The following is a 26,627-nucleotide window of genomic DNA, read 5'->3' on the forward strand; positions in this document are numbered from 1 at the left end:
CGAGAGTTATTAGAATTGATGGCAGCAAAACATCTGCGGTATCTACAATCCATAAAGCGGATTCGTTTTCTTCGTTACATTAAAAGTCCAGCCCCGAATTTTTTAGTGGCACTGTTATGTCTGGTTTTTTGTGCCTTTGCGCAGGCTAATCCTTTACTTTCTGAACCGACATTTCTTCGGGTATCTACTGAGCAGGGTTTATCTCAAGACACTGTTAATACCTTATTAATCGATCAAAATGGCTTTTTATGGATTGGTACTTACGACGGGCTAAACCGTTACGATGGATATAGAGTAGAGTCAATTGCGGGTAATAATAACGAGTTACTTAATGTGCCAATCAACAGTTTATTCCAAGATTCAAAGGGAAATCTATGGATAGGCTCTGAAGATAGGGGGGTCTTTCAGTTAAATTTACAGACCGGTAAAAACCAAAAAGTGGTCGATTTTCAGAGCCTTTCAGATCCCAATTTTCAGCAAGTCAATTATCAAATTTTTGAAGATAAACAGGGCGATATTTGGTTTGTGATGGAACAAATGGTGGTCAAATATTCTTATCAAACTCAGTCTCTAACGACTGTGTATCAAATGAATGATAAAGATATTGAGGCTTACGATATTTTTCGATGGGCTTTATTGCAAGATACCACCTTATTTTTAGCCACAGCATCTAAATTATTAGCTGTGGATAGTGAAACGGGCAAAGCGGTCAATGTTGACTATCTGCAGCAAGTCGCTCCTAGCTTAGATCAGTTAAACAGTAAATTTTTATACACAGACAAGCACCGTTTGTGGATAGGCACGGTGGAGGGGCTCTATAGCTTACCCTTAACAGAGACTCTGGCTTATGTGCATGGTAAGAGCGCTTTGCCACTTTCGACTCGTCATATTGAGCATCGCAATATTTGGCGTTTCGCACAAGCGTCAAACGGACTCTTTTATATCGCCACCGATCAAGGATTATATAGCTACAACCAACAAACGTCGCAGTTACAACATTTGTTTTTACCCACCGACAGTCGTGAAAGTCTGGCCTCGGATGTACTACTGGATATTCTTATTGATAAAAAACAAAATCTGTGGCTTGGTTCGGAAGCAGATGGCGCTCTTTATTGGTCACCTAAAACGACCTTATTTACTAATGTATTTAATGCTCGAGGGGGACGTGATAACAAAATACTTAGTAATAACAATGTTTTAAGTGTTTATTCAGACAACAATGATGAGTTATGGATAGGCACTCGAAATGGTCTTAATGTTTACAATCTGAATGAAGGTGAATCACAAAGTTTTCTCAGTACCTCTAATGAAAAGTCCCAATATTCTTCAGCAACTATCAGTCGTATTTTTAAAGACAAAGAGCAAAACCTATGGCTTTTTGCTGGCGCTTCAATTGTTCATTTTGATGCTAAAGCTAAGCGTACTATCCCCTTAAATGTTAAGAATCCTACGGATCAAAAGTTACTTAATGAGGGCGTGTATGGTATGCGTTTGCTACCAGATGGTGACATCCTATTTTTCACCGTAAACAGTCTCTATCGCTATAAACCCAAAACTGGAGAAGTACGGCCATTAGAAACACCCAGTGCAGTCAATATTGCTCAAGCGTACGCGCTTTTGCCGCCGTTAGCTGATAGGCCCAATACGACCTTGTTGAGTTTACTTGGCCAGCTATGGGAACTTGATAATCAAACAAGCCAGTTCACTTTGTTACACAGTTTAAAGGCAAAGCAGCATCGTGCAAATATATACCCTGATAGCGCCGTGTTAGATGAGCATGGCATAGTATGGATTGCCTATACTGGCTATGGCTTAGTGGGTATAGATAACAAAACGCATGAACAAAAGTTTTTTTATGACAAGGACAACTTGTTACCGACAAATTCTATTTATGGTTTGCAGTTGGATGAGTTAGGCAATATTTGGATGAGCTCTCATGCAGGTATTTTGAAATTTAATCCTGTGACTCAGTACTTACAGAAATTTGGTGTGGCACAAGGCTTAAAAAATCTAGAATTTAATCAGTTTACTAATACCACCCTACTTGACGGCAAAATGGTATATGGCTCGCCTAAAGGACTAACTATATTTGCTCCTAAAAAATTAACAGAATCGAGTTCAGATACTATTCAAAATCAAGTGCGCATTACCAATGTTGAATTATCTACCCGATTACTGAGTATGCCAAAAACCAGTCTTAATGGTCAGCATATTGAGCTAAACCATGAGGACGTGGGCTTAAAAATCTATTTTTCGACCCTGCAATACGAAAATCAAACGAGCACTCGCTACGGTTATCGTCTCTCAGGAGCCAGCGAAATTGCGTTTACCGAAACGCGAGTGCCAGAGGTCTTGTTTCCTAAACTGCGTCCTGGTGAGTATACCTTTGCCGTAGTGGCTTTTGATTCTGGAACAGGGGTTAAAGGAGAAGAAGCTTTTATTACTATTCATGTTGGCTATGCACCTTGGCTGTCACCGTGGGCCATCGCCTCTTATGTTGTGGTTCTAAGTTCGTTTTTATTGCTACTTGCATGGCGCAAACGTAAAAATGATCTCGCTTTGCGCGCGGCCCACAATGAAGTGGTTGAAAGTAAAAATAAGCTTACCCTTGCTCTGACTGCCAGTAATAGTGGAATTTGGGAGTTTGATGTGACCAAACAGTTATTTTTTACTCCAAGACTGACGGATGAGTTGGGGCACGGTAATGCGTCTGAAAAAGTAAAATTCCAAGAACACCTTGCTCTTATTCACCCTATAGACTGCGGCTATTATCAAAACCAATGGCAACGATTTTTTAGAGGGACAGATTCAGAGCTCGACGTGACATTTAGAATGCATGCCGCCGATGGAAGTTGGATTTGGTATCGAGACTTGGGCAGTATAGTGCAGTCAGATGCACAGGGTTTACCCTTAGTGGTTACTGGAACCTACACTAACGTAACAGACAATCTAGCCAACCAAGAAAATTCCAGACTGTTTGCTGAGGCCTTTAAACATACTCATGATTGGGTATTGATATACGACAGTCAGCAATTACCTATCGCCGCCAACGACGCTTTTAAGTCTGTATTTAATATTCCGAGTGATAATGCATTGCAGGCATCTTTGGCAAAAATTCGTGATGTTCAATCACCTGAGTCAATTAAGTTTTGGGATAAACTGCAACATTTAAAAGCAAACAAATACTGGAAAGGTGAAGACAAAATTGTCTTTTTAGACGGCTCGGTTTGCGACGTACTAATTCATATTAATGCGATAGCAAGCAGTCATGATGCCAGTCGCATTGAATACTATTTGCTGATTGTTTCAGATATTAGTGAACAGAAAAAAGCCGAAGAAAAACTCAGACGTTTGGCTAACTTCGATTCATTAACAGGTTTACCTAATCGTGCTTTATTGCTTGATCGTGTTGAACGCGGCTTAGAACACGCCAATCGACACCACCAAAGCATGGCTTTATTTTTTATTGATTTAGACCGCTTTAAGCAAGTGAACGACAGCTTAGGCCACAAAGCAGGCGATGAATTACTGAAAATTGTGTCTGACCGATTAATCAATAAATTACGCAAAGAAGACACTGTCGCGCGCTTAGGTGGTGATGAATTTGTCATCATGATTGAAGAGGTCAGCTCAGCTGAAGCGATCAGTGCCTTAGTGGTAGAAATAAGTGCATTAATAGACCTACCTATTGTAATCATGAACCAAACCGTGAGTGTGTCATCGAGTATCGGTATTGCCATGTATCCGGGTGATGGAGCAACTGCAGAAGAGTTGCTCAAAAATGCTGATATTGCGATGTACCATGCCAAGGAACAGGGAAGGAGTAATTTTCAATTCTTTACCGAACGCATGGATGCCATTGTTAAAGAACGCATGGCTTTGGAAAATAAATTAAAAGCCGCACACAAACAAAAGCGTTTCCAAAATTACTATCAGGCCATCGTCAATGTTGACTCCGGTCGGGTTGAAGGTTTTGAGATCTTAATGCGCTGGCCGACTCGCAACGGCATGGTGCCACCAGACAAGTTTATTCCAATCTCCGAAGAACTGGGCTTAATTGAGTACATGACCTTAGATGCTTTTGAGCGCGCGATGCCGGTGTTGAAAAAATTAAACAACCAAGGCTTTGACGGCTATTTATCGGTTAACTTGTCAGCGCGGCATTTTGAAACTCAGTCTTCTATTGACCGCATTATGTTCCTATTGGAAGCGCACGAGATCCCGATATCGTCTATTCGTTTTGAGATCACGGAAAGTGCCTTAATGAGAGACTACGAAAAAGCCCTCGATTACATGATGCAAATAAAACAAAAGGGCTTTTTGATTGCATTGGACGACTTTGGCACGGGCTTCTCTTCACTAAAATACTTGAAAGAATTCCCTATCGACGTCATCAAGGTGGATAAAAGTTTTGTTGACGATATTGGCAAAAATAAAAATAACGAAGCGATTATTTTAACCACCTTGAGTATGGCAAAACAGCTAAGTATGTCCTGCGTAGCAGAGGGCATAGAAGAGCAACACCAAGTAGACTTTTTCAAACAACATGGCTGCTATAACTTACAGGGTTATTTTTTCTCCAGACCTGTTCCTGCAGAAGAATTGGAACAAGTGTTAGAAAAACGGTGGTAGACACGCCAGCTAGTGCACACCCGGTAGCAAACAAGCGGACTCATGGCTTAGAGTCTGCTTACTACTTGTACTAGTTGAATATCTGATTAACGTGAGCTGCAAAGGGCTGGGCTTTCATAAAACCCGTGACGCGAGCTGATTCGACTTCTTCGCCCTGTTCATTAAAAAATAGAATGGTAGGTAATCCTAATACTGAAAAATACTCCTGAAATTGTAAGTTAAGCGGCGTATTGTCAGTTAGGTCAATTTGCATCCAAACACTATTACTCAGGGCTTCAACTACTGGTGGGGCGGGAAAGGTAAATTTTTCGAATTCTTTACAAGCCACACACCAATCAGCGTACAAATCTAACATCACGGTTTTGCCCTGTGCATTGGCAGCAGCGACTTTAGCCTTAAAGTCTTCGAGGTCTTTCACTAAGATGAAATCGGGGTGTTGTACTGGTGCCTGTTGAGATTTAACAGCGTTTGACAAAGTTTGATGACTAAAAATAGGCGCAATAGTGAGGTAGGCGTATAAACCTGATGCCATCAGCCCGACAAAAATAACCAAAGCTCGTAATCCTTTAAAGAAGGATAATTTGCTTTCTTGGTTCATTACAAAAAAGTAACTAAAACTGGCGAGTCCAAGCACCGCCCAAGCAAGATCAATCGCAACGTGTGGAACATAACTTTGTAAACGTTCAACAAAGATTAACGCCACGGCTAACATCATAAAACCAAAGGTCACCTTGACAATATTCATCCAGTTACCCGCTTTAGGTAAGAGTTTACCGCCTGTAATGCCAAATAATATGAGCGGAATGCCCATGCCTAAACTCAGCGCGTACAGGGCGCTAAAGCCAAGTACTAAATTACCACTTTGGGCGATATACAACAAAATGCCAGTAAGCGGAGCGGTGGTGCAAGGGGATGCAACTAAGCCAGAGATGGCACCCATAACAAACACCCCAATGTAGCTGCCACTTTTTTGTTTGTTACTCATGGCATTGAGTTTTTCTTGCCAGCTTGAGGGCATTTGCAACTCGTAAGCGCCGAACATTACAATGGCCAACAAGACAAAAATCACGATTAAACTGATTAATATAGCTGGGTGCTGCAAAGTTGCTTGAAACTGTACGCCAGCTGAAGCCACCACTAAACCCAATATGGAATAGGTCAGCGCCATACCTTGCACATATATAAACGACAAACTAAATGCCTTTGAGGTACTAATTCCCTTACCTTGTCCTATCACAATCCCGGACAAAATGGGGTACATCGGAAACACACAAGGGGTAAATGCTAAGCCAATACCCAACAAAAAAAACAAAAATAAACTCCAAGACATGCTTTTATCGCTGGCGAGTAAATCAGCAAGCTCGAACTGTTGAGATACAGGTGCGCTATCTTGGCTGTTAGTCGAAGGTGTCGATTTGGGTGTAGGATTTTCAGCCGAGCCGCTGGTTTGGGTTAAAAGGGCAGGCCCATCGACTTCATCTAAATAAACCACCTTTATGGTGGGTGGATAACATAAACCGGCATCGGCACAGCCTTGGTATTGAATTTTTACTACGCCATCTTGAACAGACTGGACGATGGGGTAAGTGATATTTAATTGGTGACGAAACACCTCTGATACACCAAAAAATTCATCTTCAATTTGTTCAGATTGAGGAAATTGAGGATCGGCTAATTCAGCATTTTTAACCACGGTTTTAAACTGCTTCTTATAAAGATAGTAACCATCGGCGACCGTCCAACTCAATACGAGTTGCTTATCCATTTGAGTAAATTCAAACTGAAACGCCTCATCTACGGGCAAAAACTCAGGCTCTTCAGTGAACAAATCAGCAAAGGCATCCGACTGCTGAGCGTTAAGGGGAAGAGCTAAAAATAGGTAGGCCAAACAGGCTAATAACCAGTAACTTTTTGTGTTTAACATTGTTTTATTCATTTCCGTCATTAAATAGTTTCGCGTTTAAAAAAATGAAAGTGCTGAGCTGACGTTTATATAGCCTCAATACCTTTAACGGCCTTAGTCTACTCTTTGATTACTTAACACAAAATTAAATGTGCGTAATTTAAAGTCTCACCGCATTATCATCTACGTTTGTCTGTGACTTTTTCTTTTCAGACCAAGGTGACCCGCTTAACCGCATTGAACTTTCATCTTATTTTAGGCTCTCTTGTATGTTACCTTCTTAACAAAGCGCTTTTGCTTTTTTGTTTAATTCACTTTAGCTAAATTGAGACCGCCGTGGGCAAATTATTCCTGTTATTCGCCATCCTTCCAATATTAGAAATTACCTTACTTATTCATGTAGGCGAAATTATTGGCGGGTGGAACACCGTTGCTATCGTTATTATTACCGCCTTTTTAGGTGCGCATTTAGTCAGGCAGCAAGGCTTGCATACCTTAATGACTGCCCAACAAAAAATGCAGGGTGGTACATTGCCCGGTCAAGAAATGGCGGAAGGGCTATTGTTGGTTATCGCCGGCGTGATGTTGGTTACCCCAGGATTTATTACTGATATTTTTGGTATCGTACTGTGCTTGCCCTTAACGCGTCCTTTGATTGCTAAAGCCATGTTAACGCGCTTAGTAGTCAGGGTGGTGCAAAACGGTTCCGCTCAAACAAATTACAGTCACTCGCAAACTGAATATACCAGCAGGTCTTCGAATGAGGGTGACATCATTGAAGGTGAGTATGAAACAAAGGACGAGTCGATTAAGCAAGGCTTAAGAAAACCAGACTAATCTATCCCCCTGTTTCGTGATTGGGGTGGTCGTTGATTATGTTGTGCCGCGTATGTTTGATGTGTCTATTCATGGCGCAGAGCCTTAGTGTTTGGGCCCATGACGAGGCGGTGTCTGCATTGTATGAAAACTGGCAGAATTCTACTGTCTTTAATTCCCAAGAGCTTGATAAAACGCTGTTGCAACAGTTTGTCAAAGACGCACAAATTTTAAGTAAGCAAAATCCCAACGACCCCCAAGCCTCAGCTATCAGTGGTTTAATAAAAGCATTTTACGCCAGTCAATTTCCCGGTATCGAGGGGCTAAAGCTCGCTAAACAGGCCCGCGATGAATTGCAACATGCTCTACGTTTAGATCCCCTAGTGTTTGCCGAGTTAACCTATGCCGAATTGGGCCATTTATACCACAATACTCCAGGGTGGCCGTTCTCTTTCGGCAGCCAGCCTATGGCAGAAAAATTGTTAGAAAAAGCCTTGGAAGTGGATCCTCAAGGGATCATGAGTAATTTACGAATAGGGGAGTATTGGTTCGATCATAAAGCGTATCCGCAAGCGCAAAAATACTTGCAAACAGCGATAAATATAGCGGATCAGAACCCCCACATCAGTTGGATTGACTTTGAATTACTTCGTGCTAAACAAATGTTGGCAAAAATTCACAAGTAATTGACCTCATTTTTTGCACTATCCTGTTAATATTGTTCAAATTTAAAGAAATAACGACGTAAGAGAACAGCATGCGAATACTGTTAGTGGAAGATGACATGCAATTAGCCAGAGGCTTACATCAATCATTACGTGCGGAAGGATTTACCGCTAATCACGTTAATAATGCTAAATCTGCTTGGCTGACGGTACAAACCAACGAATGCGACATGTTGGTATTGGATCTGGGTTTGCCTGATATGGATGGTTTGAGTCTGTTAAAAAGAATTCGTCAGCACAATAACCGAATGCCCGTGTTAATACTGACCGCCCGGGATTCCATAGAAGACAAAATTAAAGGCTTGGATCAAGGCGCTGACGATTATTTAAGTAAGCCTTTCGATGTGGCTGAGCTCATCGCACGCCTGCGTGTTATCGAACGTCGTCTGGGTACAGCGGTCAGTAGCATTATAAAAATAAAAGACGTGAGTCTTGATTCAGCCTCTCATGTGGTGAACATTGCTGACACCACGTTAGAACTTCCCCGTAAAGAGTTTATGGTGTTAAAAATTCTCATGGAGCAAGCAGGGCGCATTCAATCTCGTGAGCAATTAGAGTCTAAGTTGTACGAATGGGGTGAAGAAGTCGCCAGTAACGCCATTGAGGTCCACATCCATCACTTACGTAAAAAACTACCTGATGGGTTTATCAAGACCATACGTGGGGTGGGGTATAGTGTGGCTAAGGGCAACTAGACTTTGTCAATTCGCCGCTATCTCACCTTAATACTGATTTCAGTGATTACCCTGGTGACCTTTGCTTCAGCAATTCAAGGGTATCGCAGTAGTATGTTAAAAGCGGCGTCAGTGTTTGATGACGAGCTGAAGTCTTTGGCCTTGATTTTGGCATCCACCTCTTTGCACTCTTCAAGCAAGATTGACCTGGACCAAAGTGCTTTTACTTTTCAGATTTGGCAAGATAATCATGTATTGGTTTCTTCTAATCAGCAGCTCACATCAGCAATAGGTAATTTTTCGGAGGGCTTTGGCGAAAATAATTTTTTAGCCCAGCGCTGGCGTACTTACAGCCATTGGCTTGCTGAGCAAAATCAATGGATTATCGTGGCTCAGCCACTGAGTTACCGTTTTGAATTAGCAGAAAACGTGATTTTGGCTGCGGTAACCCCTTTGGTTATTTCCATTGCTATTTTGGCGGCATTGACCTTTCTAATTATTAGCCGAGGGTTATTGCCACTTAATTTATTGTCTGAAGCCTTAAAAATTAAAAAAGCTGATGATCTTCGTCCTTTATCTGCCATTCCTCAAGCCGCCGAGTTAGTGCCAGTCGTAAATACCTTAAACCAATTGTTTGAACGTTTGGAATCGGCTTTTGTGCGTGAAAAACGTTTTGCCTCTGATGCAGCTCACGAGCTGCGTACGCCCTTAAGTGTTTTGAAAATAAACGCACACAATCTGGCCATTGAATTACAAGCCCAGCAACAACCAATGACTAATATGACATTTTTACAGCAAGGGATAGAGCGTATGAGTCATGTGGTTGAGCAAATATTATTACTGAATCGCACCAATCCCGAACAGTACAGAGGCAAATTTGTCAGGTTGGATTTAACAACCTTGTGCCAAAATGTGATTGCTACGGTGTACCCGCAAATCGCGCAAAAACAACAAGAGATTGAGTTATTGGGTGAATGTGGTCATGTGGTGGGTGATGAATTTGCGCTAGAAATTTTACTGCAAAACTTAATTTCAAATGCCAGTAAATACACGCCCGATTTTGGACAAATTCGGGTCACCTTACGTCAACTCAAAGGTGAAATCGTGGTTAACGTGGAAGATTCAGGCCCTGGTATGGCCCCATCCGAATACGCCCTTGTTTTTGAACGTTTTTATCGCATCGGTGGGGACAGACACGCGAGCAATGTGCCCGGCTGTGGCCTAGGTTTAGCGATTGCAAAACACATTGCTCAATTACATCATGCTACACTTTCTCTCAGTCATTCAGAGACATTAGGCGGCTTAGCCGTTGAGCTTAGGTTTTCACAAAAAGGAGCCGAGCTTGTTTAAGTTGAGTCGCTACTTTTTATTGCTACTGATGGTATTCAGCTCGTCCTTATTGGCAGTCACTGAATATGAATTAGTGCTAAAAGACCATTTGTTTTTTCCTTCTCGGATCACCATTCCTGCAGGCAAAAAAGTCAAACTGATTATTCACAATCAAGACGATACCCCTGAAGAATTCGATAGTTTCTCTTTGAACCGACAAAAGGTCATTTTTGCCAAACGTAAAACCTATATCTTCATTGGGCCATTACAGCCTGGAGAGTACGATTTTGTCGGTGAATACAATCCTAATTCTGCCAGAGGTACGGTGGTTGTTGTAAAAGAAGCGGGAGGCGGTGATGTTAATTAATACCGTTATTTTATTTTTACGGGACGCCTTACCCATATTTGTATTGATTGGTTTATTACTGGGTCAAGTTCAATTGTCTAAACGGGTTTTTATTGGATCCTTGTTTGCAGGGTTAGCTTGCTCACTTATTTTTATTCAACAAGTGGATGTGCTCGGTGAAATGTTTGCAGGCACGGGCTTAGAGATCACCTTGTGGTGTTTACACTTTTTTATATATTGTTTGGTGGTTTTGCTAGGGGTTTCACCCCTTCTTTTTTCCAGCCATGATATTTCTCGTGTTAATCAAATTATGGCTTGTGGTTTATTGGTGCTAATTATTGTAGCCAAGGGTACAAACTTTCTATTGTATTTTAATGGTTATTTAAATCAGCAAAATGCCTTGCAGTCGATGTTGATTGGCACGCTTTTAGGCTTAGGAATTTGCTTGAGTTTAGCGATTTTGTTGTATTTCTTTACTCATTGGTTAAACCGCAAAAACGGCGTTTTTGCACCTTGGCTGGTATTGCTTGTTTTTGCTACAGGGCAGCTAGTGAACGCCATCAATTTACTGGTGCAAGTGGATGTTATCAGTGACGCAGCACCGATATGGAACACACAATGGCTGGTAGATAATGAGTCAGAGTATGGCCATTTATTAAATGTACTCATTGGCTATGCCGCCACCCCTACAACGCTGCAAATTGGCTTGTATTTGCCGCTCATTATATTCCCGATCATTGCTCGGTACTGGTGGAATCGAATCGCCACCCAAACACATAGAGGTGAAAGCCAGTGAAAACCAAGTCAAAAATAATGTGCTTAGTGATGAGCATCTGGGGGGGAATTACGCAGGTTTGGGCTGACGGAAATCCGGTAGACAAGGTATATCATCCTTTAGTGATAGCCAATGAACGTAAATTTGAGTGGCGTTTTACCTCTCGTCAAACTGATGATAAAAATGTCTTGGCCCAACGTTTTGCCTATGGACAAGCTGTGTCAGAGTACCTGATCATCGAAGCGTATATTAGCGGGCAGCGCGATGAGTCTGATGATTACGGTTTACAGGGGATAGAACTAGAAGCGCGTTACATGTTAACTGATCAAGGCCAATATTGGGCAGATTGGGGCCTATTGTTTGAGTTTGAAAAACAGCACGATGATAATAATTTTGAATTTACCACTGGTGTATTGTTTGAAAAAGAATTTGTCCGTACCAGCTTAACATTAAATGCACTGCTTATTTATGAGTGGGGTGAAAATGTACCCAATGAATTCGAAACCGAATTTAGGTTGCAGTATCGTTATCGGTTTATGCCCGAAGTACAACCCGCTATCGAAATCTACACCGGTGAAGATTTTGTGGGTATAGGCCCTGCGTTTATGGGCGTCCATCGCTACAGTGGTATTAAACAATTAAAGTGGGAACTTGCTGCTATTGCAGGCTTTAATGGCAACAGTAAAGACAGGACACTGCGTTTTGCAATTGAATACGAGTTTTAACTAGGCATTTTAAATTAACCTCGATTCAACAAGGAATCTGATTTGGAAACGGCTGTCATCATTTTAATCACTGTGTTGTTGCTTATTTTGATCAGTGCCCCTGCGTGGTTAATGTGGTACGCAGCAGAGTCTTTACTGCCACGAGCATACTGTTTTTCATCGGCGTGGATGACGGTGATTACGCTAGTATTAGCCCTTATTACCAGTGCAATTATGAGCACATCAGCGGCGATACAAGCCGCTGAAGGCTTAATGAGCGTGCTGGTCTATTCTATTATTTGGTCATCTGCGCTCATTCCGCTGGTAAGTTTGAGCTTATTTCTATTTAAAAGACAAAGTGATATTTGAGTATAAACATTGTTTTTGAACTTCTGCTGTGTTTAAACATAGCGTTTATCCAATCAACTAAAAAGTAATCACCATGATGAAAGCCTGTGCCTGCCACATATTAGTAAAAACCGAAGCTGAAGCGCTCAAGATTAAAGCCCTATTAGACAAAGGTGGTAATTTTCAGCAGTTAGCCAAAAAACATTCTTTGTGTCCCTCTGGCAAAAAAGGCGGCGATTTAGGTGAGTTTCGACCGGGGCAAATGGTCAAGGCATTCGATAATGTGGTGTTTAAAAAAGCAATTTTAGAAGTGCATGGTCCAGTAAAAACCCAATTTGGCTATCATTTAATAAAAACGCTATATCGCAATTAAAAAAACAAAATATTACATGGCTCACTTATCTTATTTACAATCTAATAACATCCTGCTTGTTTATTGATGTCATTTGCGTAAAAAGGGGTGTGAAATGAAGCTGTGTTATTTAGGGTGTGTAGTTTGGCTGTTGTTAGTTGCCTGTGGTAGTTCGGGGGACGGAAATACCCCTACCGTAACCGCCCCACCGCCTGTTGCACCGCCGTTAACACCACCTCCTCCAACACCTGTTAACATCCCTGCGGGTGGTGAGTTGCTCATCTCCAGTAGCGAGGCTTTACAGCCAATATCTTATTTAGGTGATGCTGCTAATCCCGTGGCTAAACTGAACGTAGTGGACGCCACTCACGCTAATTTTAACCAAGCCTTGAAAATAGAAGTGCTAAAACCAGAAGGTGATTATTGGAATGGTCAGATCCTGATCCCCTTGAACAAAGCGGTCACTAAAGATGATGTTATGTTGGTTCATTTGTATTTTCGAACCACTTTTACTACCTCAGAAAGTGGTAGTGGCTTTGTTACCGTATTTATGGAGAGTCCGGCTCCTGACTACACTAAATATGTGGAGAGGGAAATAACCAGTGACAGTGAGTGGCAAGAATATTTAATACCGGTTCAAGTTGCACAGGACTTTGCCAAAGGGGAGCTCCAGCTAAAATTTGGCGTAGGTGCAGGGAATAAAGCGCAAACTTACGAAATTGGTGGTATTGCTTTATACAATTATGGTCAGTCAGTGAGTCTAGAAAGTTTGCCAAAAACGGAGTTGAGTTATGATGGCAGAGCGTCCGATGCAGCTTGGCGACAAGCAGCAGAGGAGCGCATTGAGGCCGTTCGTAAAGGTGACTTTAGCTTGACCATCAAAGACGGTGCTGGCAATGCGCTTACTAATACAAACCTACAAATCAATTTTTTGCGCCATGCTTATCACTTCGGCTCTGTGGTAGCGGCAGACATGCTGATGCAGCAATCCTCTGATGGCGACAAATACAGAGAAACGCTGCTGGCAAACTTTAATCAGTCAGGCACCGAAAACGATTTGAAATGGGCGCCGTGGGCAGGAGAGTGGGGCGAAAGCTTTAATCAACAGCAAACAATTGCTGCACTCAATTGGCTAAAAACGAACAAGGTTTATACACGAGGACACGTTCTGGTATGGCCCTCAAAACGCAATTTGCCTCTTCTTGTTCAGTCCTATTTACCCGACGATCCTAGTCAAGCCGATCCAGCAGTGAAGCAAGTGGTTTTAGATCATATTGATGACATTACGCAAGCTACTAAAGCTTATGTAGATGAATGGGACGTGCTAAATGAGCCTTTTGACAATCACTATTTAATGGATGCTTTTGGCAATAATGTCATGCTCGATTGGTTTAACCAAGCAAGACTCAACTTGCCCGAGCAAGCACTGTATATTAATGATTACTCAATTTTATCTGGCGGCGGGCGTAATAGTGCTCACCAACAACATTATCAAGACACCATTGAATATCTTAAAACCAACAATGCTCCTATCACAGGCATTGGTTTGCAAAGTCACTTTAGTGAAAACCTCACGGCTATTACGGCAATTTATGACTTAATTGAACGCTACCATCGCGCCTTTCCAGAATTGGCTATCCGCGCTACAGAATTTGACGTCAATACAGCAGACACTTCGCTACAAGCAGACTTCACTCGCGACTTTTTAACTATCTTTTTTAGTCATCCAGCCACAGTTGGCGTGCAAGCCTGGGGGTTTTGGGCTGGACGTCATTGGCTACCGAAGGGGGCCATGTATTCGCAAAATTGGCAAATTAAGCCCAATGGCGAGGCGTGGCAAAATCTCATATATAAAACGTGGTGGAACAACTTCAGTGGTCAAACCAACGAAGCGGGTGTGTATCAGCAACGTGGTTTTTACGGCGACTATGAAGTAAGCGTTACTGTTGCTGGAGTGGTACATACTTTTGACTTTAGTATTGGGGCTGACAGCAACAATAACCTTGAATTTGTTATACCCTAGTTATCGATAACACCAAAATTGCACGTTTTGACTTTGTAAAAATGACTCAGCAGCAGGGCCTTGTAACAATGCTAAAGTAGCAAGTAGTCCTGCTTGTATACAATGTGACGCGACAACCGTGACTGAGCGCGGTGCATCCTCAATGGGATAACCCGTTAAAGGATTCAAAATGTGGCTGTACCGTTTGCCATTTTTTAGCAAAAACCGCCGAGAATCCCCGCTAGTTGCTAAACCACCACTCTTTATTTTCAGCAGTTTGGCCGCTGCGCCGTCGTCAGTAATGCTCTCAATACCAATGTGCCAATACTGCTCGTTTACGCGTGCTTGGGTAACTTGGATGTCGCCACCAAAGTTAACCACCACAGATACACCTGCTGCTTCTTGTGCGCACTGTTTTGCAACACTATCGACAGCATATTCTTTGCCAATTCCCCCTAAGTCGAGTTCCATTCCTATGGGTAGCTGAATATGCTTAGTTGAAAGTTTCACTTTAGACCAACCAATCAAGGGCAATAACTGATTAACGGTATCGGCGCTGGGGATACGGTCTGAGCCATCAAACTGCCAGGCTTTGCGCAACACGCCAGAACTTAAATCAAACATACCATCACTCAGGTGATAACAGGTATCGGCAAATTTAAGCAGGCGGTGGGTTTCGTCATCTATTGCTACTTCAAGACCAGCCGCATGATTGATTTGATGTAGTAAATTGTCAGCCTTATACCGACTAAACTTCTGCTCAATGCGCTTGCTTTCACCATAGGCCAGTGATGTTAGATGATGAGCGAGTTGCTCGTCGGTCGAATCAATTAATAATTCACAAGGGCTGCCCATGGCAAAAAAGCGACCACAAAAGTGGTCGCTTTTTCTTTCAATGGTATAGCCGTGTTGAGTTGATTTCGTGCTCAATGTCTTGCCTGTCAGTTATCACTGTAATGATAGCTTAAAACCGATAACTCACTTGGGCAATCACCGCTTTCAAACTGGGATATAAGTCAACATCTTGTAACGCGCCTGGTTCATTAAAACCGGCATTTTTAGGCGTTTGTTGATAATATTCTAGTCTAAAGGCTAATTCATCACCATTGTCCAATTCCATGCCGTATTTTAAACCCACCGTATAGGCGGTCATCTCACCTAAGCGATAGTCAGCACTGGCAAATTCAGGCACGTTATCTCCTTCCATTAAGAAGGGACGGTAAAATTTTGCTGCGCCTTGTTGATAGTAGCGAAAGTGCGGTTGTAGGTAGCTGGTGTCAGACAAGTTAATACGCAGACGTGAGTCAATCGTGTGCGAGTCAATTTTCCAATCATCAGTGGCAAAACGATAAGAGATATCAGCAACACCAAAGTCTAAGGCGTATTTTGTTTGCCAATAAAAACTGTTGCGTGTGCGGGTATCGGGCCGGTTTTCATATAACAAATCTTGAGTAAGCCCTTGCTCGTTCACCACCGACAATATTTTAAAAGGATCAGTGGTATAGCCATCTACCAGCGACAAGCCATAATTAAACTGCATGATCATGCGTCGATTAATCACTTGGGTCAGCCCTAACATTAAGTCTATGGTATTTTTGTTATCTGAATCGTCAACGCGGGTACGGTTAAAGTCGTCTTCATATTCGTCTTCATTTTCTTGCTCATTTTCACTGTCATCGCTATAGGGCTTAATCGCTACTGATGAAAATGCTAAAGGAATCCCGCCCTCTGGTTTAATTGTGTCAAAGGCATAAGATAAGCCAAGAGATAGAGTTGTATTCTTTTGATTTAAGTCATAAGCCACAGAGCCATTCACGGCAAACGACATATAATCGTATTCATTTGAAAAATTGACCCCGACACTGGCGCGCATATTCTCGGCAATAGGTTGAGTCCACTGCGCAGTTAACTGCACACGCGTATCATGAAAGGTATCATCTAAAGGCGTTTCACCTGCGCCTGTTACATAATTGCCGTCACCTGAAGGGCGGGTAAAGGTTTGTGCAACAGGCTGCGCTACCGCACCAGTGGCAGAGGCGCCAGTTAGGCCATCGATAGTCACTTTACCGCTAAAAATGTGCTCGTCACCAAAATCTTTAGTGGCACCTATAATGGCCTCTACTGCGGTAACACGGTCGACTTCACCATAGTACATTAACGCGGTATCAAACTTCCAAAGCTCATCTGTGTCTGCCGCATTGGCATTAGGCGCACCCAAAAGTGCACACGTGGCTGCCGCTAATGCGCTGCTGATATTGATTGGTTTATTCATTAGTTGCATCCACAACCTCCACCGGCAAAGGCTCTACCGCCGCTAGTGGCTTCTTTACTAAAATAAATATGGTCGTCAAGAGCAAGGTCGACACCTTCAGCGTCAAGGGCCATTTCGTCTTTTGCTAATAGATCTCTTTCCCAGGGTTGAACACCAAGACTGGCGCAGCCCGCAAGCTGGACTAATAATAAAAGTAAGCTAATTTTTAGAACCTTATGACGCATTGGGTCTACTCCTGTTCGTTGATTAAAGTGGTAATTTCATGTTCATACAGGGCTTTTTTCTCAGTGAAAAAGCCCTTGTGTGCTAAACGTAAGTTGCCCTTTTTATCTATTAGATAACTGCTTGGCATACCTAAAAGCTGATAGGCTGAAGCAATTTCGCCTTGAGGGTCATAGACAATGGGCATGGTGGCCGGTACGTTATCTAAAAACGCGGCGGCCAATTCGGGTTCGGCATCTAAGTTTATCGCTATGATTTGTAACTTTTCTGGGTACTTGGCTTGCATTTCGTTCATCCAAGGAAACGATTTACGGCAGGGTTTACACCAGCTCGCCCAAAAATCAACATAAACGACCTTGCCTTTAAGGTCTGTCAAGGAGCCAGAAAGTTGCTCAGTTTGAATAGTAAAGTTAGGCGCAGTTTGGGCCTTTTGAGGTAAATCTTGAGCAGCAGATGTTGTGGCCATAGAAAACCCAAGGCTACAAATAACAAGGGCAGATTTAATAAACTTCAAGGGGATGTTCCTAAGTATCACGTATAGGAAACACAATAGGGGCTGAAACTTAAACCAAGCTTAACAAAGAAAATTAGGCATTAAAAAAGCAGCCAAAGCTGCTTTTAAACAAACATAAGGTGGTTGTTTGCTTATGCGTCTACCGAACCACAAAAACGATAGCCTTCACCATGAATGGTGACAATCAAATCATCTGCATTAATTTCTGATTCAAAATGCTTACGTATACGACGTATTGTGACATCTACGGTACGGTCATTCGGACGTAATTCACGACCAGTCATTTCTAATATTAATTGTTCACGAGTAAGAATTTTACCTGGGTTGCTTAAAAACAAATGTAAGGCACGGAATTCACTGCGTGGTAAGCGGAATTCTTTACTGCTTGGAGAAATCAAACTACGGCTATCGCCGTCCAATACCCATCCATTAAAGTTTACACGACTGGGTAAGTCATCATCTTCATTAGTATTGCTGGTACGGGCTAATAAATTACGTGCTCTGATAGTTAGTTCACGAGGATTAAAGGGTTTCGTTAAATAATCGTCTGCACCGATTTCTAAACCAAGTATACGGTCAACATCGTTATCACGGCCAGTAAGGAAAATAAGGCCGATATTTTTACGACCGCGCACTTCACGAGCTAAGATCAAGCCGTTTTTACCCGGTAAATTAATATCCATAATAACGAGGTTAATGTTATTGTTTTCAAAAAAGTCATGCATTTGCTCGCCATTTTCAGCTTCAAATACGTTATAACCTTCCGCTTCAAACAAACTTTTTAGCGTCGTGCGGGTAACGACTTCATCTTCAACAATTAAAATATTAGGAGTCTGCATAATTTAACGCCATGTTAATAAATTTGGTTAAAAGTTTATCAGAAAATATCTAAAAATCAGGGTTTTATCTAGATAAAATTTATAAAAACACGAGATTATTACGCATATTTAGCGCAAATTCGTATTATTCAGTAAATTTCATCCTTGATTACGCCCCATCCCTTGTTTTAAAACAAGGCGCTGCGAGGCATTTCTGACGGATCCACCCGTTTGACAGGGAAAATTATTTTAAATTCAACACCCTTGTCATTTTCACTTTGCACAGAAATTGAACCATTCAGTGCTTGTGTCACGAGGTTATAGACCAAATGCATACCCAAGCCACTGCCACCTTGCCCTCGTTTGGTGGTGACGAAGGGATCAAAAATACGTTTACGTAATGGCTCTGGTATACCTTTGCCATTATCCTTGAACGTAATACATACTTTTTTCTCATCTTGCATCTCGATGTTGATATCGATAATGCCATGTTCGATAAATTCAAAGCCGTGAATAATGGAGTTCATGATTAAATTGATCATGATTTGGTTAATAGGGCCGGCCTTTGATTCTATGTACAAACTGTCATCACAATGGATCTTTATTTCATGCTCTACGCGTTTTAACTTAGGCCGCATTGACATTAAAATTTCGTCCATCAACTTACTGAAACAAAAAATGCGATTATTTTCAGAGGTTTGATCAACCGCCACTTGTTTAAAACTCGAGATAAGTTCGGCAGCACGATTTAGGTTTCGATAGATAATATTTAGATTTTCTTCACTTTCAGCAATAAATTTAGCAAGAGAGCTGGCTTTGAGCGTTTTATCTTCAAAGGCCTTACGCAGGTCTACTAGCCTGTCTAACATCATAGTAGAGGCTGTTACGCCAAGACCAATAGGCGTATTAACTTCGTGTGCGACACCTGCTACCATATCGCCCAAAGATGCCATTTTTTCGTTCTGGACCATTTGGCGCTGAAATTGATGGAGCTTTTCTAAGGTTTGAATGAGTTCAGCATTTGCTTCTTTTAAGGCTAAGGTACGATGATTGACTTTTTCTTCTAAACTGACATTGAGAGTGCGGTATTCATTTTCTGCGTCAGCTTGGCGCTGAATATGACCTTGAGTTCTTTCTAACATACCATTAAAGGCTTCAATCAGAATATCTAACTCTTTTATACCGTTAAGTTCGGCTCGATTTGAAAAGTCTTTTTGCCGGGTAATACGTTGCACCAATACGACCAAATTTTTGATAGGGTGAGTGATGGCTCGTTGCAATCTAAGGGTGAGGATAAAACACACCACAACACAGGCGATTAGCACAAACAAGGTTTGTATGATTGACTCACTGATGTGCTCATCAACTTCTTCAGCAGAGGCTCTGAGGTAAATATAACCAATGAGTTTGCCTGTTTCATTTTCATAAATTGGTTTAATTACCTCAGCAAGGTTGCCAGTTATGATGACGTCTGCTAGCTCTTCACTTTGCTCTGCGCGCGACTTTACTGGCGCAATACCTGTCTTGTTATAGCTGGCAAAAAAAGCGGGCTCGCCGTTTTCCAGCAGTCTATAAATATGAGCATTTTCAATAAAGTTGACTGCGGCAAGTACCTGCAATTGTGATTCTAATGCGTCGCCAGCGTCGTTTTGTATATCGGCAACTGAGGCATTAGAGATCAAGGCCGCCATCACTTGGATGTCGCTAATTAAGGTTTCTTTGTATGAATTGATTTGCGAATAAAGATTAATACTCGATGCGACAATAAGTGATAGGGTGGTGATAGCCATCACAACCCAAATGATCAGGCTTTTAATTGATAAAAACTTTGTTTTATTGGTCATACCTGAACTAGTCATCACTCTCTTTTTTGCTGTTGTTACATTTCAAGCAATTGCAGGCTCTGTCTTTTCACTCTTGCATACAATGACTGTATACAAATAATGATAATTGGACAAATTCAATCTCTGATTAACGCTAAAATTTCGTCTTTATTCAGCTGATAACGCTCAGTTAAGGCTTGCCAGGTTAACTCGTGGTCAATTTTTTCAGTGGCACTTGGATTAGGCTTAATTAAAGGTTTAATGTCAGTCAAGCATATACACAAGATGTCATTGGCGTTTAACGCAAGGCTAGGAATAGCGATTTTGGTTTTTTTATATAATAGCTGAGGGCATGCTGTTGTGCGACTCGGCGATTGTAAACACAATTCTGGGAGTGCCAGAGCGAGGAAGCTAAATGTCCCTAAGATACTGACTAACACTAACCTGTTTAGCAAGCGATGCAAATTAATATAAGGCCTCAAGATAGAGCTTTTCATATTCTTGCGCAGCCGTTTGCCAAGTAAAACGGGTATGCATGGCACGCTTTTGCGTGGCAACAAAATTTTCTGGGTATTCATGATAAAACAACAGTGCTCGTTGAACGCAAGCTAACAAGCTGGCACTATCTGGTTGCTCAAAAATAAAGCCCGTTGCCGCAGTCGGGTGTTCAGCAAGATCCACTACCGTATCTTTCAGTCCTCCCACCGCCCTAACAATAGGCAAGGTGCCAAAGGCTAAGCTATACATTTGATTTAAACCACAGGGCTCAAATAAAGATGGCATCAAGAAAAAGTCACTGCCTGCTTCGATCATATGAGCTTTACGGACACTAAAGTCTTCGTGAAACGCTAACTTGGCGGGATGTCGTTGTGCAACCTCGTTTAAAAATCGACAAATATCGGGATCGCCCGTGCCGACAATCACTAACTGCACCTCGTGTTGCATTAGCTTTTCAAGCATGGGCAAAATAAAACTGAAGCCTTTTTGTTCAGTTAAGCGGCACACCATGCCAATAAGTGGAATATTCTTTTCGTTTGGTAACTGCATTTCCCGTTGCAAATCGGCTTTACAAATTGCTTTACCGTGAAAGCTATCAACGTCATACCGTTCAACGATGTGGGGATCATTGATAGGGTCCCATTGCGAATAATCACAGCCATTTAAAATGCCTGATACATCTTGGCGGCGTTGAGTAAATTCATTAAACAAATGATGAGAGCCTAATGGCGTAAGCAGCTCTTGGGCGTAATTAGGGCTCACCGCATTGATCTTGTTAGCATAACGGATACCCATCCGGATAAAGTTGAGGGCGTCACCATCAAGTTGATGTTGTAACTGATAATGAGGTCTTAAGTAGGGGATATCGTCAAAGCGATGTGTACCCTGATAAGCGCCATTATGAATGGTAAAAACAGAACGTGATTGGTTAAAAAAGCCGGAATCGTCAATGCTTAAGAAATAAGGCGTGAGCGCCGTATGCCAATCATTGCAGTGCACAATATCAGGCTGAAAATTTATCGCTTGCGCTGTTTTTAAAGCAGCATGAGCAAAAAAAGCAAAACGTTCTGCGTTATCAGCATAGGCGTGATAGTCGTCAGAATATAAGCCCTTACGCGCAAAAAAGGGCGGATAATCCACACAAAGCACGCGTAAGTGTGCTAAATGTAGTTCACGAATGGCAAATTCGTAAGCGCGTTGCTCAGCAAACAAGGTTTGTTTGGCTGCGCATTCAGATGCATTAAATCTGTCAGCTAGTGTTTGGTAATAAGGCATGACAATTGTGACCTCATGGCCCAATTGATTCAGAGCAAGTGGCAAAGATTTAGCAACATCTGCCAAACCACCTGTTTTTACTAAATCTTCAACTTCTGACACAACAAACAATATTTTCATTAGCATCCTATTAATCGGCCCTGGGCCACCATATTGCAGAAACAGCTCTAAACTTACGTCATCGCAGAGCCCAGTTTTGTTGCCCTGGGATTTACACTATTGTGTCGCTCACGTTTTGAATAGTTTTTATATCAACGGGCACGTAAACATGAATAGACACTAAACTTGGTTGTTTGTTGAACTAAGGTAACGTTTTTAAATTGTTTTTCCAATAACTCTGCGTAACGCAAAAATTGATTTGCCACTAAAATTAACGCGCCTTCTGACGTTAAGTAGTTTTTGCAATCGCTAATAAATGTTTCAGTGACAGAATAATCGGTTTGGATGCCGGTATGAAACGGTGGATTAGTAATAATTGTCGTAAATTTAGCGCTCAAAGCTTTCAAGCCGTTTGAGGGCTGGACATCAACATTCAGTTTATTCAGCAAGGCACTTTGTTCTGAACAATAGACAGCGAGGGCGCTGACATCAGCCATGACCACTTTACTTGTAGGCTGGGACAAAGCCACAAAGCAACCAATGATGCCGGCACCACAACCAAAATCTAATACTCGTCCAGAATGATATCGAGGTAAATTTTCTAATAAAACGCGAGTGCCAATATCAACTTCACCATGGCTAAACACGCCAGGCAAAGAACATATCTGATAGCTTAAACCTGCGACATCAATAGTTTGCACAGTTTGCCAGGCGATAATGTCAAAGGGCTTAGCCGTTTGAGTAAGCTCGCCACCAAAGAGCGCACAGTGCCGCGCGGAGTCAATTTTGTTAACCTGTTTGCAGTAGGGCTCAAGTAACTTGGCCGCACTTTTAACGCCGCTCTTGTTCTCGCCAACTAGCATTAATTGTGCGCCGGGTTTTAAGCAGGCAGCCACATTGGCCAATAGCATTTTTGCGTGCTCCTTGGCTTTAGGCATGTAAATAACGGCCCCATCAAACAGCTCGTCAGAGGTATAGCTAGCTCCAAAGCGATGTTTGGCAGCTTCACCTAAGCGCTGACTTTGTTGGTAAATATCAAAAAATTGATGAAAGACTGAAACGTCTGAATCACTAAGGTCCTGACAAATATGCGCGTCAGCTGGATTAACAAGTAACCATCTTCCCGACGTAAAAATTTCGCTATTTCTAAGCAATACCTGACTGGTTGGCGCTAACATTAATTTACCTTCTCAAACATTAAATCCCACACACCGTGGCCCAAACGATGGCCTCGTTGCTCAAATTTGGTTAGCGGCCTTTGGTCGGGACGGGGCACATAGTCACCACTTTCTGACTGATTAACAAAACCGGGCGCAGCAGACATCACTTCTAACATGTGCTGTGCATAATTTTCCCAGTCTGTGGCCATATGAAAAACGCCGCCAAGAGCTAACTTGGTTCTTAAATTTTGTACAAATTCTGCTTGCACGATACGTCTTTTATGGTGTTTCTTTTTATGCCAAGGATCAGGAAAAAATAACTGCACTCTGGCTAAGCTGGCATCTGCTATACAGTCGGCTAATACAGCGACCGCATCGTATTCGTAAACACGTAAATTAGTCACTTGATGCTCGGCCGCCTCGGCTAAACAAGCTCCCACACCTGGCCGGTGTACTTCAATACCAATGAAGTCTTTGTCAGGCTCATTCTTGGCCATTTCAACCAAAGATTTGCCCATGCCAAATCCAATTTCCAGCACAAGCGGAGCTTGGCGACCGAAAGTGTACTCAGTGTCGAGTTTGCCATCTGTGTGCAATAAACCCATGCTAGGCCAATATTGTTCGAGTGCTTTGGCTTGGCCACTTGTGAGGCGTCCTTCACGTTTTACAAAGCTTTGAATTTTACGAATGTAGACACCGGACTCTGCGGCTTCTTGTTCAGATTTAAACTGACTCATGTTACTTACTCTTAAGGACTGATTTGATCATATTATCTTTTAAGCGCGCATTATCCGGCGCATATCCTTGATTGCAAGGACTTCATTGGTTTAACGTCTTGGCTAAGTGGTCTGCAAGTACCTTTGGTTGCTCTAAAGGTAGCATATGCCCCGCAGCGGCAATAATCTCTAATGTGCTGTCTGGTATTTGCTGTTGAGTCGCTTTTAATTGGCTCGGGCTCGCTAGTTGATCATGCTCGCCAGCAACAAAATGACAGGTAAAGGTACTTTTGGCGAGTTGTGGTATCAGGTTTTTTCGTTGGTTGGTCGCCTTCATCTGACTGGCTAGTGTAGCTATGCCTAAGTCTTGCTCCATTTCTCGGATAATACCTATGATGGCTGCTCTATCAGTGTCTTGTTCATGCAGCATCGTCAAAATTTGCGTATCACTCATGCCTTTATACTGACCTTGCTGTAAGGCTTTTAATAGATTTTTTCGCTCGATTAATTTTGCATCAGGTAAGGCTTGGCAGGTGTTGCCAATTAAGGTCAAAGAAGCAATTTTGATAGGGTTTTGCAAGGCAAGTAAGGCGGCAATATAGCCGCCCATCGAGAAACCAACTACATGCACCGGCGAATCAAAATAATCGAGTCTGTCAGCGCCTAAGGCTAACATTTGAGAAAGATCTTCAGCCCACTGCAGCGGAACATACGCTTGATAGGGTATGTCGAGGTATTGCCAACAGGGCATGAAAACACGCTCGTCGCAGAGCGTACCCGGTAAAAAAACCACGGGTTGAGCAATCTTATGTACGGGGTAAGAAGAAATCACTGGATGTAAACTAAACCAAATCGTCAGGGATAGGGTATTATCCCGCATATCTGTTCAGAAGCAAAATAAGCATCATTGTGACCTTAAATAAAAATTCAGACCTAGCTACTTTCGCCCAACGTATTCTCTCTTGGTTCGATAAATATGGACGAAAAGATTTACCGTGGCAGCGAGCTAAAACGGCTTACTCCGTTTGGATTTCAGAAATAATGCTGCAACAAACGCAGGTCACGACCGTTATTCCTTATTACCAGCGCTTTATGCAACGCTTTCCTGATGTGCTGAGTTTAGCTGAAGCTAAAGAAGATGATGTGTTGCATCATTGGACTGGCTTAGGGTATTACGCCCGAGCAAGAAATTTGCATCAGGCAGCAAAGAATATTGTCGAACTTCATGCAGGCACGTTTCCGAACACACTTGAGCTAGTCATGGCTCTGCCTGGCATTGGTCGCTCAACGGCCTCTGCAATATTGTCTTTGGCGCAAGGCCAGCATCACAGCATATTAGATGGCAATGTCAAACGGGTATTAGGGCGCTATGCGGCGATTGAAGGTTGGCCTGGCAATAAACAAATTGAGACGCAGATGTGGTTGTTGGCGGATAAGTTAACTCCTGCACAGCGCACTGCTGATTACAATCAAGCCATGATGGACATGGGCGCAACACTTTGCACTCGCAGCTCGCCTGCGTGCAGTCGATGTCCAGTGTCACAAGATTGCCAAGCTACTATGCTGGGAAGGCCAACAGACTTCCCCGGTAAAAAGCCTAAAAAAACGACACCGGTTCGGTCAACCTTGATGGTAATACCTCTTTGGCAGAACTCGGCCTTGATTTATAAAAGACCGTCTACTGGTATTTGGGGCGGTTTATGGGGCTTTTATCAGATTGATTCTTTGGACCAACTAGAGCAGCAAGCCCGCACTCTGGGTTTAGAGAATTTTAGCGTAAAATTCTTGCTGCCTTTTCGCCATACCTTTAGTCATTTTCATCTTGATATTCAGCCAATTGTACTGCTGCTCAGCACTGCGCCCAAAGCACAAGGGATTGGTGAAAATCAAGACCTTTGGTATGACTTAGGCAATCCGCCTGCTCTAGGATTAGCCGCACCTACTCAGCAACTGTTAACTGCACTACGAGAAGATCCGTTTAGTTAATATCAGCTAGTCTAAGGTGCGGGCTGTTACTTAGCATAAAAAAATAACTATCGACTAGGGACTCGGCATTTTTTGCCAAATCATAAGTTTGGGGATGGAACAGCCAATTGTTCATAATGCCACTAAAAAAGGCGTGTTTAGCAAAAGCGGCTTTTTTAATATCTAAATTCACAGGTAGCTGCCCCCGCTTAATGGCATTGTTAAAGGTTCGTTCAATTCTGCTGGTGACTTCTTGAAATGAAAGTAGTTGCTTTTCTTCTAGTTGAGTAACTTGGCCGTTATACTCAAATTTATGCATCATTACTGAAAAAACTTGCTGTATGCGTCTATCTGACGCTATTTGCTGCAGAAATTCTATGGAAAATTCACGAAACTTCCCAAGAGGATCTGGTTCATTTTCGTCAGCGCATGCTTCTACCAAAGACTCCAAAGGCAGATGCACTCTCTCTATCATGGCTTCAAATAGTTCCATCTTATTTTTGAAATGCCAATAAATCGCGCCACGCGTCATACCTGCATGGGTCGCAACATCCATCAAGGTTGTTTGAGAATAACCTTTGTCGAAGAAAATCTGCTCTGCTGAATCTAATAATATATTTCGCGTTGCAATAGCGTCTTCTTTGGTTTTTCGGGCCATA

General features: G+C 42.3%; 25 protein-coding genes. 12 read left to right on the forward strand and 13 right to left on the reverse strand.

The genetic code is table 11. The features are described 5' to 3' along the window. The first annotated feature begins 18 nt into the window (after positions 1-18). Complete coding sequence (locus ACEN2L_RS11675) at positions 19-4,632, forward strand: EAL domain-containing protein (RefSeq protein ID WP_441743904.1); 4,614 nt, start codon at positions 19-21, stop codon at positions 4,630-4,632. 70 nt (positions 4,633-4,702) lie between these two features. On the opposite strand, the gene ACEN2L_RS11680 is transcribed toward ACEN2L_RS11675, so the two are convergent. Continuing rightward, positions 4,703-6,556: a protein-disulfide reductase DsbD gene (locus ACEN2L_RS11680; protein WP_441743906.1), complete on the reverse strand. Its 1,854-nt coding sequence runs from the start codon at positions 6,554-6,556 to the stop codon at positions 4,703-4,705. A gap of 315 nt (positions 6,557-6,871) precedes the next feature. Between ACEN2L_RS11680 and ACEN2L_RS11685 the strand changes: the two genes are divergently transcribed. The 10 genes from ACEN2L_RS11685 (at position 6,872) to ACEN2L_RS11730 (ending at position 14,627) form a co-directional block, all read left to right on the forward strand. Further along, positions 6,872-7,372, forward strand: coding sequence for an FxsA family protein (locus ACEN2L_RS11685; RefSeq protein ID WP_441743908.1), 501 nt, complete (start codon positions 6,872-6,874; stop codon positions 7,370-7,372). Between the two features lie 71 nt (positions 7,373-7,443). Then, positions 7,444-8,037 carry a hypothetical protein gene (locus tag ACEN2L_RS11690; protein WP_441743910.1) on the forward strand — a complete coding sequence of 198 codons (594 nt, stop codon included), beginning with the start codon at positions 7,444-7,446 and terminating at the stop codon, positions 8,035-8,037. 71 nt (positions 8,038-8,108) lie between these two features. Then, positions 8,109-8,771 carry a response regulator gene (locus ACEN2L_RS11695; RefSeq protein WP_441743912.1) on the forward strand — a complete coding sequence of 221 codons (663 nt, stop codon included), beginning with the start codon at positions 8,109-8,111 and terminating at the stop codon, positions 8,769-8,771. A 3-nt stretch (positions 8,772-8,774) separates the two neighbouring features. Beyond that, complete coding sequence (locus tag ACEN2L_RS11700) at positions 8,775-10,100, forward strand: ATP-binding protein (RefSeq protein ID WP_441743914.1); 1,326 nt, start codon at positions 8,775-8,777, stop codon at positions 10,098-10,100. Beyond that, a complete protein-coding gene (locus ACEN2L_RS11705; protein WP_441743916.1) occupies positions 10,093-10,446 on the forward strand; it encodes a cupredoxin domain-containing protein in 354 nt (117 codons plus the stop codon). The genes ACEN2L_RS11700 and ACEN2L_RS11705 overlap by 8 nt, the downstream gene beginning before the upstream one ends. Further along, a complete protein-coding gene (locus ACEN2L_RS11710; RefSeq protein ID WP_441743917.1) occupies positions 10,436-11,221 on the forward strand; it encodes a hypothetical protein in 786 nt (261 codons plus the stop codon). The genes ACEN2L_RS11705 and ACEN2L_RS11710 overlap by 11 nt, the downstream gene beginning before the upstream one ends. Beyond that, complete coding sequence (locus tag ACEN2L_RS11715; RefSeq protein ID WP_441743919.1) at positions 11,218-11,925, forward strand: hypothetical protein; 708 nt, start codon at positions 11,218-11,220, stop codon at positions 11,923-11,925. The genes ACEN2L_RS11710 and ACEN2L_RS11715 overlap by 4 nt, the downstream gene beginning before the upstream one ends. A 42-nt stretch (positions 11,926-11,967) precedes the next feature. Beyond that, positions 11,968-12,273, forward strand: coding sequence for a hypothetical protein (locus ACEN2L_RS11720; protein ID WP_306023778.1), 306 nt, complete (start codon positions 11,968-11,970; stop codon positions 12,271-12,273). 73 nt (positions 12,274-12,346) lie between these two features. Then, positions 12,347-12,625, forward strand: coding sequence for a peptidylprolyl isomerase PpiC (gene ppiC / locus ACEN2L_RS11725; RefSeq protein WP_441743921.1), 279 nt, complete (start codon positions 12,347-12,349; stop codon positions 12,623-12,625). A 94-nt stretch (positions 12,626-12,719) separates the two neighbouring features. Further along, entirely contained in the window at positions 12,720-14,627 is a 1,908-nt protein-coding gene (locus ACEN2L_RS11730) for an endo-1,4-beta-xylanase (RefSeq protein WP_441743923.1), read from the forward strand. Here the strand turns inward: ACEN2L_RS11730 and ACEN2L_RS11735 are convergent, their stop codons facing one another. The 11 genes from ACEN2L_RS11735 to ACEN2L_RS11785 form a co-directional block, all read right to left on the reverse strand. Further along, complete coding sequence (locus ACEN2L_RS11735) at positions 14,628-15,536, reverse strand: FAD:protein FMN transferase (protein ID WP_441743925.1); 909 nt, start codon at positions 15,534-15,536, stop codon at positions 14,628-14,630. It lies immediately after the preceding gene. A gap of 34 nt (positions 15,537-15,570) precedes the next feature. After that, positions 15,571-16,878, reverse strand: a complete 1,308-nt coding sequence (locus ACEN2L_RS11740) for a DUF3570 domain-containing protein (protein ID WP_441743927.1) — start codon at positions 16,876-16,878, stop codon at positions 15,571-15,573. Next, the gene (locus ACEN2L_RS11745; RefSeq protein ID WP_441743929.1) at positions 16,878-17,102 is read right to left on the reverse strand and encodes a DUF4266 domain-containing protein; all 225 of its coding nucleotides are present in this window, start codon (positions 17,100-17,102) and stop codon (positions 16,878-16,880) included. The genes ACEN2L_RS11740 and ACEN2L_RS11745 overlap by 1 nt, the downstream gene beginning before the upstream one ends. A 5-nt stretch (positions 17,103-17,107) precedes the next feature. Then, complete coding sequence (locus ACEN2L_RS11750; protein ID WP_306023783.1) at positions 17,108-17,614, reverse strand: TlpA disulfide reductase family protein; 507 nt, start codon at positions 17,612-17,614, stop codon at positions 17,108-17,110. A 131-nt stretch (positions 17,615-17,745) separates the two neighbouring features. Continuing rightward, the gene (gene arcA / locus ACEN2L_RS11755) at positions 17,746-18,453 is read right to left on the reverse strand and encodes a two-component system response regulator ArcA (protein ID WP_306023785.1); all 708 of its coding nucleotides are present in this window, start codon (positions 18,451-18,453) and stop codon (positions 17,746-17,748) included. 167 nt (positions 18,454-18,620) lie between these two features. Further along, entirely contained in the window at positions 18,621-20,291 is a 1,671-nt protein-coding gene (locus ACEN2L_RS11760; protein WP_441743931.1) for an ATP-binding protein, read from the reverse strand. Between the two features lie 101 nt (positions 20,292-20,392). Further along, complete coding sequence (locus tag ACEN2L_RS11765) at positions 20,393-20,527, reverse strand: hypothetical protein (protein WP_441743933.1); 135 nt, start codon at positions 20,525-20,527, stop codon at positions 20,393-20,395. Positions 20,528-20,720: 193 nt separating this feature from the next. Further along, complete coding sequence (glgA, locus tag ACEN2L_RS11770) at positions 20,721-22,148, reverse strand: glycogen synthase GlgA (protein ID WP_441743935.1); 1,428 nt, start codon at positions 22,146-22,148, stop codon at positions 20,721-20,723. A 131-nt stretch (positions 22,149-22,279) separates the two neighbouring features. After that, positions 22,280-23,305 carry a methyltransferase gene (locus tag ACEN2L_RS11775; RefSeq protein ID WP_306023788.1) on the reverse strand — a complete coding sequence of 342 codons (1,026 nt, stop codon included), beginning with the start codon at positions 23,303-23,305 and terminating at the stop codon, positions 22,280-22,282. After that, positions 23,305-24,024, reverse strand: a complete 720-nt coding sequence (gene trmB, locus ACEN2L_RS11780; protein WP_441743937.1) for a tRNA (guanosine(46)-N7)-methyltransferase TrmB — start codon at positions 24,022-24,024, stop codon at positions 23,305-23,307. Before trmB ends, ACEN2L_RS11775 begins: the two co-directional genes overlap by 1 nt. Before the next feature lie 82 nt (positions 24,025-24,106). Further along, on the reverse strand, positions 24,107-24,883 hold the full coding sequence (locus tag ACEN2L_RS11785) for an alpha/beta fold hydrolase (protein ID WP_441743939.1): 777 nt from the start codon (positions 24,881-24,883) through the stop codon (positions 24,107-24,109). Between the two features lie 29 nt (positions 24,884-24,912). On the opposite strand from ACEN2L_RS11785, the gene mutY reads away from it, so the two are divergent. Continuing rightward, on the forward strand, positions 24,913-25,989 hold the full coding sequence (gene mutY, locus ACEN2L_RS11790; RefSeq protein WP_441743941.1) for an A/G-specific adenine glycosylase: 1,077 nt from the start codon (positions 24,913-24,915) through the stop codon (positions 25,987-25,989). On the opposite strand, the gene ACEN2L_RS11795 is transcribed toward mutY, so the two are convergent. Further along, complete coding sequence (locus tag ACEN2L_RS11795) at positions 25,982-26,626, reverse strand: TetR family transcriptional regulator (protein ID WP_441743943.1); 645 nt, start codon at positions 26,624-26,626, stop codon at positions 25,982-25,984. The genes mutY and ACEN2L_RS11795 overlap by 8 nt on opposite strands. Position 26,627 lies beyond the last annotated feature (1 nt).

The sequence above is a fragment of the Flavobacterium sp. W21_SRS_FM6 genome (assembly GCF_052119645.1).
Taxonomy (GTDB): Bacteria; Pseudomonadota; Gammaproteobacteria; order Enterobacterales; family Alteromonadaceae; genus Paraglaciecola.